Annotated in this window: 12 protein-coding genes; 9 read left to right on the top strand and 3 right to left on the bottom strand. The window is 43.1% G+C overall.

Going from position 1 to position 12,588, the window contains the following annotated elements; all coding sequences use genetic code 11:
- Positions 1-121 precede the first annotated feature (121 nt).
- From HWQ23_RS30120 to HWQ23_RS30080, 9 genes are all read left to right on the top strand, one after another.
- On the top strand, positions 122-1,312 hold the full coding sequence (locus HWQ23_RS30120; protein WP_292837021.1) for an aminotransferase class V-fold PLP-dependent enzyme: 1,191 nt from the start codon (positions 122-124) through the stop codon (positions 1,310-1,312).
- Positions 1,313-1,759: 447 nt separating this feature from the next.
- Positions 1,760-2,842, top strand: a complete 1,083-nt coding sequence (locus HWQ23_RS30115; RefSeq protein WP_292837388.1) for a glycosyltransferase family protein — start codon at positions 1,760-1,762, stop codon at positions 2,840-2,842.
- A gap of 27 nt (positions 2,843-2,869) precedes the next feature.
- A complete protein-coding gene (locus tag HWQ23_RS30110; RefSeq protein ID WP_292837020.1) occupies positions 2,870-3,367 on the top strand; it encodes a hypothetical protein in 498 nt (165 codons plus the stop codon).
- Positions 3,364-3,588: a hypothetical protein gene (locus HWQ23_RS30105; protein ID WP_292837019.1), complete on the top strand. Its 225-nt coding sequence runs from the start codon at positions 3,364-3,366 to the stop codon at positions 3,586-3,588. Before HWQ23_RS30110 ends, HWQ23_RS30105 begins: the two co-directional genes overlap by 4 nt.
- A gap of 43 nt (positions 3,589-3,631) precedes the next feature.
- Entirely contained in the window at positions 3,632-4,045 is a 414-nt protein-coding gene (locus HWQ23_RS30100) for a secondary thiamine-phosphate synthase enzyme YjbQ (protein WP_292837017.1), read from the top strand.
- A 297-nt stretch (positions 4,046-4,342) separates the two neighbouring features.
- On the top strand, positions 4,343-5,092 hold the full coding sequence (locus tag HWQ23_RS30095; protein ID WP_292837015.1) for a hypothetical protein: 750 nt from the start codon (positions 4,343-4,345) through the stop codon (positions 5,090-5,092).
- A 39-nt stretch (positions 5,093-5,131) separates the two neighbouring features.
- Entirely contained in the window at positions 5,132-5,920 is a 789-nt protein-coding gene (locus HWQ23_RS30090) for a Nif3-like dinuclear metal center hexameric protein (protein WP_292837013.1), read from the top strand.
- Positions 5,921-6,112: 192 nt separating this feature from the next.
- Positions 6,113-6,331, top strand: coding sequence for a hypothetical protein (locus HWQ23_RS30085; protein ID WP_292837011.1), 219 nt, complete (start codon positions 6,113-6,115; stop codon positions 6,329-6,331).
- Between the two features lie 639 nt (positions 6,332-6,970).
- Positions 6,971-7,282: a DUF6679 family protein gene (locus HWQ23_RS30080; protein WP_012408115.1), complete on the top strand. Its 312-nt coding sequence runs from the start codon at positions 6,971-6,973 to the stop codon at positions 7,280-7,282.
- An 88-nt stretch (positions 7,283-7,370) separates the two neighbouring features.
- On the opposite strand, the gene HWQ23_RS30075 is transcribed toward HWQ23_RS30080, so the two are convergent.
- The 3 genes from HWQ23_RS30075 to HWQ23_RS30065 all read right to left on the bottom strand — a co-directional run.
- Complete coding sequence (locus HWQ23_RS30075) at positions 7,371-9,041, bottom strand: MBL fold metallo-hydrolase (RefSeq protein ID WP_292837009.1); 1,671 nt, start codon at positions 9,039-9,041, stop codon at positions 7,371-7,373.
- Positions 9,042-9,658: 617 nt separating this feature from the next.
- Positions 9,659-10,126: a DUF29 domain-containing protein gene (locus HWQ23_RS30070; RefSeq protein WP_292837007.1), complete on the bottom strand. Its 468-nt coding sequence runs from the start codon at positions 10,124-10,126 to the stop codon at positions 9,659-9,661.
- 195 nt (positions 10,127-10,321) lie between these two features.
- On the bottom strand, positions 10,322-12,588 hold a 2,267-nt coding region (locus HWQ23_RS30065; RefSeq protein WP_292837005.1), incomplete at its 5' end, for a HEAT repeat domain-containing protein.

Here is a 12,588-nt window from a genome sequence, read left to right as displayed (position 1 = left end):
AAGTTAACAAGAATTAGCACACTCTGGCAGTAACTCAGACAATTAATAATGGAATGGGAGAATGAGGGAGATGAGAAACTAAGACTAATCCGAAATTCAAAATCCAAAATCTAAAATTGGTATGACCAGTACTTCTGTCGCACAAACCAGGTTGCATAGCCATCGAGAGCAATTTCCCGCTTTAGCGAATAAGACTTATTTCAATTATGGGGGACAAGGGCCGATGCCCCAAAGGGCAATGGATGCGATCGCTCAAACTCAAGCTCATGTTCAGCAAATAGGCCCCTTTGGCACTGAGGCGTATCGCTGGATAGCACCTCAGACTCAAGCTGCTAGAGTTGCGATCGCTTCCGAGTTACATGCAGCAGTTGAAACAATTACTCTGACTCAGAATGTCACTATTGGCTGTAATATCGCCATGTGGGGCATTGAGTGGCGTGCTGGCGACCATATGCTGCTCTCAGATTGCGAACACCCAGGCGTGATTGCCACAGCGCAGGAAATCGCGCGGAGATTCGCTGTGGAAGTTACCACCTGTCCCCTAAAAGCGACTTTAAATGAGGGCGATCCCGTAAAAGTTATTGCCCAGCACTTGCGCCCAAATACCCGTCTTGTGATATTGAGTCATGTTTTCTGGAATACTGGTCAAGTTTTACCTCTTGATAAAATTGCCGAAGTATGCAGAAATAATCATTCTTTACTATTGATAGATGCTGCCCAATCTGCTGGTTTGTTGCCTTTAAACTTGACTGAATTGGGAGTAGATTTTTATGCTTTCACTGGTCATAAATGGTTATGTGGGCCTGCGGGTGCTGGTGGTTTGTATGTTCGACCAGAAGCACGAGAAAGCCTGAAACCTACATTTATTGGCTTAAGTGGCATTGTTGTGGATAGTCAATCTCAGCCTGTGGATTGGCTTCCAGATGGGCGACGATACGAAGTGTCTACATTAGCTTATCCTTTGTATGTTGGGTTACGGGAGGCGATCGCAATCCATCAGCAATGGGGAACGTCACAGGAACGTTACGAGCAAATTTGCCATAACAGTGACTACCTCTGGCGAGAATTGACGGCGTTACCCGATATTAAATGTCTACGAACTTCCCCACCTGAAAGCGGTATAGTTTCTTTTCAACTAATAAATAATCAGCCGCAACCTCATTTGCAGTTGGTGCAATTTTTAGAGTCACAAAGGATATTAACTCGGACAATTGCCGATCCTAGCTGTATACGCGTCACCGTTCATTACTTTACTTTAGAATCGGAAATCGACTTATTAGTTGAGAGGATTCAAAGCTTTTGCAAAACTTAGTTAAAAAGTGGGAGTTATAGATATTTTGTTGCGTAAGTCCTAATATGAATGCGTTGCACCTTAACCCGCCCTGCAATAAATTGCGGGCTAATAGCTCAAGTCCACTAAAGTGGACTGAATATACTTTTGAGTCTACTTTAGGGAACTCCAAGAAATAAATTATTCAATCTTGTGGGGTGGGCGTCTCGCCCGCGCCCAGTTTATATGGCGGGCGAGACGCCCACCCCACAATAAATAATTGAATATTTTTTTATTTGGAAGTCCCTTAGTAGACTTAAGCTATTAGCTTGGGAATTGATTCCCAAGCGGGATGAAAGCGAAAGAACAAGACTTTAAGGACTTTTGTCAGTCAACTTAACTCCTGTACAGACGCGATTAATCGCATCTCTACTCAATACTCCTGTACAGACGCGATTAATCGCGTCTCTCTTTACTCCTAAATTAAAAATGGAACGCCCAATTTTATACATAGCCATAACTAACCACGGCTTTGGTCATGCTGCCCGCACGGCTTCTGTAGCTGCGACAATTCAAAAATTATGTCCAGAAATTCTGCTAATTCTTGTTACCACTGCCCCACGCTGGTTGTTAGAGTGCTATATAGAAGGCGATTTTATCTATCGTCCCCGTGCATTTGATTTGGGTGTAGTGCAAACCGATAGTTTGACAATGGATAAAGTAGCGACTTTAGAAAAGTTGCTGCATATTAAGAAGCATCAAAATTCGCTGATTGCCTCAGAAGTGAATTTTATCCGCCAAAATCGCGTTAATCTCATCTTGGCAGATATTCCCTTCCTCGCTCCTGGGTTTGCCAAAGCTGCAAACATTCCCTGCTGGATGATGAGTAACTTTGGCTGGGACTTTATCTACCGGGATTGGGGAGGTGAATTTACCACAATTGCTGATTGGATTAGTGATTGGTACTCAAAGTGCGATCGCCTATTTCGTCTCCCTTTCCACGAACCAATGCCAGCTTTTAACAATATCACAGATGTTGGCTTAACAGGCGGTTCCCCCCGTCACTCTGCTGATGATTTACGCTCTCTTTGGAGAATAACTGCACCTGTTGAAAAAACTATTTTGTTGACCTTTGGCGGTTTGGGTTTGCAGCAAATACCATATCATAACCTACGCCAATTTCCAGATTGGCAATTTATTGTCTTTGATCAATCTGCCCCTGATTTACCTAATTTAGTGAAAATTAATGACCGTAAATATCGCCCTGTGGATTTTATGCCTATTTGTGGGCGAGTCGTTTCTAAACCCGGTTACAGCACTTTTTCTGAAGCCACACTGCTAGGAGTACCTATCGTTACCATGCCGCGTGATGACTTTGCCGAAGCAACTTTTATAATAGAAGGCATAACTAATTATAACCAGCATCAAATTATCACCTCATCTGAGTTTTTCCAGGGGACTTGGGATTTTCTACATGAGTTACCCCAACCACCAAAACAATCTCAACCAATTGCTAAAGATGGTAATGAAGCGATCGCTCATGCCGTTATTAACTATTTCCAGTCAAATTAAAGTTATTCAAAACAACGTGAATTTATAATGGAAAATCCAACAATAGACAAAGAAACGTTGGAATTAGCCGCCCAAGATGTGCGTCGAGTGATTGAAAGACAAAAGGAAGAACGGCAAATTTTAATCACTCAGATGAACATCCTATTTGTCACAAACACCGCACTATTAAGTTTTCTAACAATATCTAGACTGATTACGAGATTTAGTATTTTCAGTGTAACAGAAATATTGTTACTGCTTTTCAACTTTATGCTACTAGTACGGGCTTTATTGCCACGCAAATTTTTTGTCAGTCCCAACCTAGAAACTGGCGATTTCCAGAATAAATATTTAAAGTTTTCACCTCAAGAATACCAGTCACACATGTTAGCTAACTTGAGAGAGACTTATAATAAAAACCAGAAGCAAGTAGATGATATTTCCCTAGCCTTGAAATATGCTACTGGTGTTACGGCTGGAATTACTGTGGTTGCCTTGTTACATCAAGTAACAGTTTATTTCATTCCTGAACTACAAAAACTATGAATACCAACCAAGACGATACAACATATTCTAAAGAGAGTTTGGAACTGCTAAAACCGAACCTAGATAACATTACAGCTTTGTCTCACAATCTGCCTAACACACCTATCATCCCCGGTATCCTAAAAGATTTTGTAAATGCCGTGTTAAGCTTCTTTAGGAGAAGACATACTCAGTCTAGTGATCAACCAACGGCAGAACAACAACCAAATCAAGCAGATTGAACTGCTAATTAGCTTTTACTGTCATCAATAATTACTGTTTTAAATGAGTCACTACCAAAAGTTACTAAAAATTTCCACCACTGGCAAATCTTTTTACAATATAACCGCGAAAATTGAAGCCATAGTTACAGAATCGGGAGTTGAAACTGGCCTTTGTACTTTATTTTTGCGCCACACTTCAGCTAGTTTAGTCATCCAAGAAAATGCCGATCCTGATGTTCTTGTGGATCTAGCTAATTTTATGGCAAAACTCGTGCCAGAATCAGGCAAATACATCCACGATGCAGAAGGCCCCGATGATATGCCGGCACACATTCGTACCGCACTCACCCACACTTCTGAACATATTCCGATTAATCGTGGCCATTTGGTACTGGGAACTTGGCAGGGAATTTATATTTGGGAACACCGCCACCGCAGTCATTTAAGAGAATTGGTTGTTCACATTTCTGGATAGATAATTCTTAATTGTAGTTTATTTAAAGTGCCGCTTTGTAGAGTTTAAATACTCTGTTTATACTGCATATTATTTGGGTATAATATTGTAAACTGCGCGGTGATAAGCATTAAATACATTTCGCTGTGATAACTTGAGCATAAAAATTATTTATGCCAAGTTTACCAAATACACATTTCGAGAATTCGTGTCAATTTGTAAATGAAAAAGTTAAGTTTATTTGTGGTTATTTAATAATCTAGTTGTTCCGATATACACTAATGTTTAGTGTAAGCTGCCTGGGCTATTTCAATTACTATGAAGCAAGAACTGACACCAACTCATACTTTCCATTTTATTGATGAAATATTTGCCCAGCAGTCTATAAACCTATTGTCACTTAATCCCCACAAGACATTAATTACCAGTTTTGCAGAATTAGGAAATTTGATTATTGAACAAAACACCGATATTAAACTCCTCACAACCCTTCAGGAAACTCTCCAATCCATAGTATATACTCAGTTACAAAATTTTCCAGAAAACATCTTCTGGGATTTTGATTTTCTGGTAAGTAGTATGCTTAGGCAGGCTTTAGTAGCAGATGAGGGCGCTGTTCCTTATTTAAAAGTTTTTGCTAAAAAGATGGTTTCTCTGATAGAGATGTTCGGAAATAAAACGGAAATGCGCTTTCGTTACGTTCACGATTTTATGTATGGATTTGACTGGGCAAGATGGGTACAAAAAGAGCCACAAAAACGCGCACATATAGAGCCTTTTAGTCTGGTTTTTTTAGATTATTTACTCGTCAAAGGTAAAGAACTTTTACAACGTATTAGTCACGGTCAGGTCATATCTTATAAACTGTGTGATACTGGCTACCGCAATCCCTTCACTTTTTCTCGTGAACCAGAAGATGAATATCGTCTGCTAACTTATCTTGCTGAAGAACAACTTATCCCGGTGGCAGTGTGGGACTGGAATGCTAGCCCTGTATGGAACAAACCTTTCCAAGAAATGCGCCAGCAATTAGCATTAAAATTAGATATTCAACCACAGAGACACTGATTAGCAATTAAAAATTAAAAATTGCTGAAGAAAATAATTATGAAAATTGCTGATTTAATTACTTGGTTTGAAGCATGGGCAAATCCCGCTTGGTGTGAAAGCTGGGATAATTGTGGCTGGCAGATTGAACCAGGAGTTTTGCAGGAAAAAGCACGGGTTTTGGTGTGTTTGACACCGACTTTAGCAGTAATCGAAGAAGCGATCGCTCTAAATGCTAATCTGATATTTGCCCATCATCCCTTAATTTTTAATCCTCTCAAGTCCTTACGCACTGGTGAAGCGATCGCGGAAATGGTACGGTTAGCCTTTACCCACAATATTGGTATTTACACTGCTCACACGAATTTCGACCAAGTGCAGGATGGTACGGCTGACGTTTTGGCTCAGATTTTAGAACTCAAAGAAGTTACTCCCATAGTACCTACACAAGCCGGATTAGGATATGGGCGTGTTGGTTTGCTAGAGCCATTTTTGACATTACAGGAGTTACTCACAGCGATTCAAACCCGACTTGCTTCCCCTAATTTGATTTTTTCCCCAACTGCTGATTTGCAGCAAACAATTTCACGAGTTGCCGTTTTGGGCGGTTCGGGGGCTAGTTACATTTCAGACGTCGCCAAAACTGGCGCTCAAGCTTATCTGACTTCTGATTGTAAATTTCATCAGTTTCAAGAAAGCCGCGATTGCAATCTCATTTTAATCGATGCTGGACATTATGCTACCGAACGTCCGGCTTGCGATCGCTTGGTGCAAAAATTCCAGTCCTTAAATCTAGACTGGGTGCAATTAAGTCAAAAAGATGAAGATTTCCGCCAGTTTTTTGCTTGATTGCTGGGGTAATCTCAAATCTCAAATCTAAAATCCTTTGATTGTATGACTGATTATTGTGATGCTATTGTGATACAAATCACCAATTAAATGTAACTATAATCACACAATACTTATGTTCCATATCAATTAGTAGCAGAGAAAAATGTTCCACACTTGACGTAACAAATTGTTCACTCTGCCCTAATCAAGATGATTCGCACACTCGTTGAATCTGCCTTCCAAACTGGATATCTTAGTGTTGAATCTGAGGGTTTACTCCAGCAAGTGCTGGCCACTAAATGCTGGAAGGAACAGGATTTGTCAGCCCTGGCAACCCTATACAATGCAGTTCGCGCAGGTCAAATTAAACGAGAAGCGTCCTCGTCGAACGTGCTTATGGAATTTCCCCTACCATATAAATCTTGCTGATATTGCCACAGAAGATGGCGGATAGAGGGGAATTTTCTCATCGTCTTTCCCCTCTATCCGCCATCTCCTTTGCCTCTGGAGCCTCTTGTCCTGACTCCGTTGCCTTTTATCTTAGTCAAGCATGACATGAGCAGCCAAAAACCTTAAAAACTCAAAACTCTTTGAATGTTGTTGTTGAAAACCGTCAAGGTCAGCAAGAGAATGAGTTAAGATCAGATACAAGTGGGTAAAAGTAAAGCCAAGTCCCCGGACTTCCCAGTAATGCCAATGATTAAAAGTAGGCAAGTTAAACAACCGCAATCAACGATTATTTTGGAGTATTCTTTATTACATAATGGTAAGAATGACTCACCAACAAATATAAACCTGCTTAGGACAGGTACCGAATTGTTTGACTTCTATAAAGCAGACATTCCCTAGAACCATCCGGGGGGGGATTGAGTTCATTGCTAGAGCAACCATTGATTAATGACCCAACATTTCCCGATATTTTGACAACTACAAGCAAGTCTTGGGATTGGGTCATGAAGCGTACTTGTTCTCAACGGTGAAATTAACCTCTTAAAGGTGTAATCTAATGGGGTAGAACCCAGATTTTGACAGGTTTAACTACGTTGTTTAAAAAGGCAGAAACAGTACATGCTACACCGCAAGATTTATCAACTCTGTTGCGATGGGCGCGAGGTATGTGTTTTCTTGCGGGACCAGCAACGCTGGATCGAACGCGCCCGCATCATCGACATAGAGGGAGATTTAGTGACCCTACGCTATGAAACAGAAGAAGAGGACGAAGTTTGTTCTTGGGAAGAAATGGTTCGCCTCGAGAGCATTGGTGCTGTAACGCAAAAATTGGCTTCAGTACCACGCGGGAATGTGGAACCTCTGATGACAGAAGATTGTCCCGAAGCTGAACGCATCCACAACCGTTACACTGACTCGAATCCAGAATAATCAGTGCTGAGTCACCGACTGTCAGATGTAAGCAAGCCTTATCTTTGACTTCTCGCCGAGTGCTGAGTAATAAATCCTAACTCAGCACTCAAGACTCAGGACTAGATAAACCTTCAAAGGCAGGACAGTAACCTTCTAGAGTTACCTTAAAGTTATATAACGGGGAAGCTGGATTCCAACACCGCTGCCCCCTTTGATGTCGGCAGGTACCGCAACAGTCTACATCTGTCCATGTATAGCGATCGCTATTTTGGTTGAGCAGTTCTCGTTGAGACAATCCCCTTAATACTAGTTCTTCCCCTTGCCAACGAGCTTCGATTAAACCAGTATCGGCAAATTGCCGCCAACGCGGATCGGCAGTAATCACATTGGGTAGGGTGATGGTGATTACTGTTGCCAACTCTGTTAGTTCACCTTCGTAGTTAGTTTCTGGTGCTGCTGGTTGTAAAAATGTATCGCCGATGGGCAGTTCTACTAAGGTGTCAGCCGCCGGGGAATGTACATGGTAGCGGTTTTGCAACTCCTCTAAGCTAGTCAGGTCTGCCAAGTAGGCAGGAGAACCGTGGACGAAAATGACGTGCTGGGGTCGCAAATTATGAATTAGCTGCGTAGTACCAGGCCCATCACTATGTTGAGCTAAAAGATAGGTTTCGACAGTGGTAGGCGCTAAATATTCTTTGTTAACTTTTATATCAATTTTTTCTGGTAGGAGGATCAGCCAAGGGCCTGAGTCTAGTTGGCAGTGCTTACCCAAATCATCTTTAGAGTCGGTAAGGACTATACAAGGTGACTTGCCTACTGTGGGACGGTGTTCTGATTGTAAACGACGCACGCGGGGACGCACCCGTTCATCCCAAAACAAGGGTTGATGGCGGGCAAAGTTCTGCACGGATGGGGGGAGGTGGGGTAGCAGTTCTAGATATGCATCACATCCAGTCGCCACAGCACCATCTACCCAGATATCTAAATCTCGTCCGGTGAAGTGGTGATGTGACCGTAAGAGCATTAGCAGTTCTTGACCCAATCCTAAAGCTGGGGTGGGAAGGATGACAGAACAATGGTCAGCGATCGCCCGATTAATTCGCTCTGCTAGTTGATTTTCTTGGGTACGGCGATGAGGATGACGCGATGTGCCATAACTGCCTTCAATGATCAGCACATCCAAGTCTAAGCCTCGCAATTCCTCTAAACGCAAACCTTCTACCAACCGTGAGTTTGACAGGAAAAAGTCGCCTGTATACAGTAGCTTGTAAATACGCTGCTTGGTGGTGTAGGTAAGTAGAATTGCCACTGCCCCTGGTAGATGCCCGGCGGGAAATAATTCTGCTACCAGACCCTCTTGAAATTCCACAGGCGATCGCAACGGCAAAGCATGACAAAATTGGGAAATTCCCTCTCTTTCTTGCTCTAGCCAATTGAGCGGCAGCAACTTGCTAGTCACCTCACTACCATAAATAGGTAACTTGGGAAAAGCTTTATGCAGTGCCAGTAACCCTCTGGCGTGATCTGGGTGGGCGTGACTAATCAAAACTAAATCTGCTGGTAGGGGCGAACTAGCTCCACGTACCGACTCATTAAGCCCTTTAGCCAGCGATGAAATATCCTCCAAACCACAGTCCAACAGGATGCGATGTGGCCCCATCTTCACCAATAAACACACGCCCTCATTGTCATGCTGGACACTATAGGGCAAACATTCTAATTCACTACCTGCTTCGGCAGCATCTACGCGAGAAGATGCCGACAGATTATCCCTCATGCTTCCTCCCCTCAAACCTCATCATCATGGACATATCCCAAAAGCCAAAAGTTACACAAATTTTGGTTTTGTGACTTAGGGGTAAGTTTTATTGTGCGCCCCTACACCCTGAGAATACGGATTTTTGATTGGGGAGGACGCCTCCACCGAACCTGCACTGGTTCGGAAAGGTGGGCTAACAAGAAAGTCATCAAACTAGGAGCTAAAGGATGCTTCTTGTTTATTTTCCCTTTGTAAGTTCTGAGCTATCTTAGCCAACTCACCCTACGGGAAGTCGCCCAAGTGTCTACAGACTTATCTCAATGTGCGGAGCCATTGCCGTGATAGTTATCTGAATCATAGAATCCATTTTTCGTGCCAAAAAATAAGCACGAAAGCGTAAAGATAACTGTTAATCCAGCTAGAATCAGCTTTACATCCATTAGTTTGCTGTCCCTTACTTAAAGACTTTCCTATATTAATTTAGTGCTTCCGCAATCAAACGGAATCACTAGAAAATCTTTACTATGCTTATATGGATTGGGCAATAGGTAAAATTACCGCAATCAGTCAGATTGTAGAACTTTTCGGTTCACCTGTCTATCTATCTAGATGTAAACCAATATGAGAGCGATCCTCTACAGCCGGTAAAAATCTTCATCTAGAATCTGCTCAATCGAAAAAGGGCAAACCGTGGGATATTCACTTTCCTGGGGTATCCGAACCCCAAACTTAGCCAGCTTACCTTCCTTAATCCCTAGCTTTCGAGCATCTGGGTAGGCTTTTTCCACCGCTTCTACCAGAAAACTTTTTAGAGAAGGAGTATCTGCCAAATTATTCAAAACTCGCTGACGATGTTCAAGTATTGAGCTATACCAGCTGCCTTTCATGCTATCCGGTACATGATGCTGAACTTGTAACTTGAGTAAATGCGCCAACAAAATTGTCAGATTGCTTTTGAGCGCATTTTTCTCAGCTTTACCCAAATCAACTAGCTCTTCAATCAAATGCTCAATATCCAACGCCTCAAAATCATGATTTTGTAACTGTTGAATGGTTTGCTCAATCCATAATTGCAAATCTTGATCGTATAGCGTGTTAGGCATTTCTCAGATCAGCTCCCAGTTATTCAACATTCCAGCTAGCCTTGAAAGTTTATCCGATCATAGCGATGAAAGCGATGTCTACGACGGGCTACGCCTACGCACATTCAAGTGTTAAGGGAGGGGGGTGGGGAGTCGGGGAGATGAGGGAGAAATAATCAATACCCAATGCCCCATGCCCCATGCCCAATGCCCCACTTATCTAGTCCGCAACAACTGCACAAAAGTATTACTCACCGTATTGTCTCTCGTGTCAGCCGCGTATTGAATCAATTTTTCCCGCAGTTCTTTGGCTGCATCTATCTCAAGTAAGGTTGCTAGCAAGAAATAAACACCACGAAATCGCGGATCGCCCATTCTATCAACTAATAGTCCTTCGGCGGCATCAGTTTCGCCCAGAAAGTTTTGCACTAAGAAGAAATCCATGATTTTATCATGGCGGAAGTACCATTCTTTCTTGGCTTCGCTTTTTTCATCTTGCCACTGACGGCTGACTACCATCTTGTATTTCTCGTCTTCCAAAGACTTGACAACTTGGTGAAATTCATCGGCGGGTAAGGCTTGTTTGTCTTCGAGTCGCATTTGGTAGACGGCGGCGGAAAATCTTTTGAGCGGAAATTCTTGATTCCATTCTTGCTGGTATTCTGCCGCCATCAGGTTGTATTGCTGTTCTTGCAGGCGAAACAAGTTTGGCTGTTTACCTTGTGATAACATCAGCGCTACCACAGTTAGATCCATTGGGTTGGAAAGAATTCGGCGGACAGCATCTAACTCTTCTTGGGCTTGTTGCTGTTTGAGGACTTCTGTTAAATAATTCGTGCAGGCTTTTTCGTAATCAGCACCTTGAATTTTGGCATCTTGGGGTAGTCGCGGCTGACGGGAGATCAAAAACTCTTGAATTTGTTGTTGCTCAAGGGGCTGCAAGTAGTATGTTTTGGCTGTTGAGGGGGGTGTCCACTCTAGGGGCTGGGTAGTCATTATAATGTTGCCCCGGAAATAGCTTTCGACAAACTGGCAGATTTTTGCGCGGGTGTCGGCGGTGACTTCGTTGAGTCCGTCGATGCAGATATCTATCGCGCCACTGTAAATCAGGTTTTTCAGAAAGCCTGCATCTTGGGCTTGGCCGTGTAGCTTGTCTTGGATGGCTTCAATTACGCCTTTATGACATTTCTGGGCGGGGAGATAAACGACTATGCGCTGGGAGTTTTTCAACAGATGGCGGAGAAACATCGACTTTCCTAAGCCAGAATCGCCTTCTAAGATAATTTGTCCTTGAATGCTGGGTAAGGCTGGGGTAATTGGCAGGATGTCTCCTGAAGCGGGAACTTTGACTTGAGATTCTGGGAAGTATGATTGGTCATGAAAATTATCTAACCCAGCATCGGCTAATAGGGAAGGTTTGAAGGGTTCAAATAATTTGCGGCGGAAGGGGGGAAACCAGGTGAGGAGAAAGCCGACATAGCCCACGCCGAGAATACGGCGTACCCAAGGGTTCCAGAAGAAGATGGCTTGGACTTGGGGAAATTTGGGGTAGGCAAAGATGAGGAGAAGCCAAAAGGCAGCGTGAATCAAAATAGTAGTTCTGGCGTTAAAAAACCACTGCCAACCCTTGAGGTTAATTATGACTGATTGCAGTGAATCAGCTTCGTTGAGTCCTTTGAGGTTGTTGTAGTGCTTTTCTAAAATGAGAATATCTCCTGGATGCCAAGAAACTTTTCTGGCGACTACAGCGATTTCCTTGGCTAAGTCTTCGTGTAATCGTGCTAAATCTCGGCTGGGTTCCCAGGCTTTAAGGAAGAGTTCTAGTGTTTTTACACCTTCATCGTGTGTCAGTTTATCAGGAATTGCTTGAGGTCTGCCTAGCCATGTCAGTAGGGTTTTGACTTCCTCGCTACTGCCACCTAAGAAATAAGTCCAAAATCGCCAAAATTCAAAGTTATTATTCTCAGAGTAAGAACCAAAGAATTGTTGATTTGGTTCGTAGGCATAATTCAAAATTACGACAACCTCTTCTAACTTCAGTTGTCTGATTTTCCCTAATGCCTCTGCCGCACTGACACGAACAGACTTGTCCACCTTTTGATCTTTGAGGATTTGGGCGATGTCAGGGACATAGTTAGCCGCAGCTGGCCCCAGATTCCCTAATGCCTTTGCCGCACTGGCATGAACAGAGTAGTCCACCTTTTGATCTTTGAGGATTTGGAGGATGTCAGGGACATAGTTAGCCGCAGCTGGCCCCAGATTCCCTAATGCCTCTGCCGCTCTGCCACGAACATACTTGTCCACCTTTTGATCTTTGAGGATTTGGGCGATGTCAGGGACATAGTTAGCCGCAGCTGGCCCCAGATTCCCTAATGCCTCTGCCGCACTGGCACGAACAGAGTAGTACACCTTTTCATCTTTGAGAATTTGGGCGATGTCAGGGACATAGTTAGCCGCAGCTGGCCCCAGATTCCCTAATGCCT

This window comes from Nostoc sp. JL33, assembly GCF_017114985.1.
Taxonomy (GTDB): Bacteria; Cyanobacteriota; Cyanobacteriia; order Cyanobacteriales; family Nostocaceae; genus Nostoc.
The sequence above is the reverse complement of the archived record's forward strand: the minus strand, read 5'-3'. Positions and strand labels throughout refer to the sequence as shown.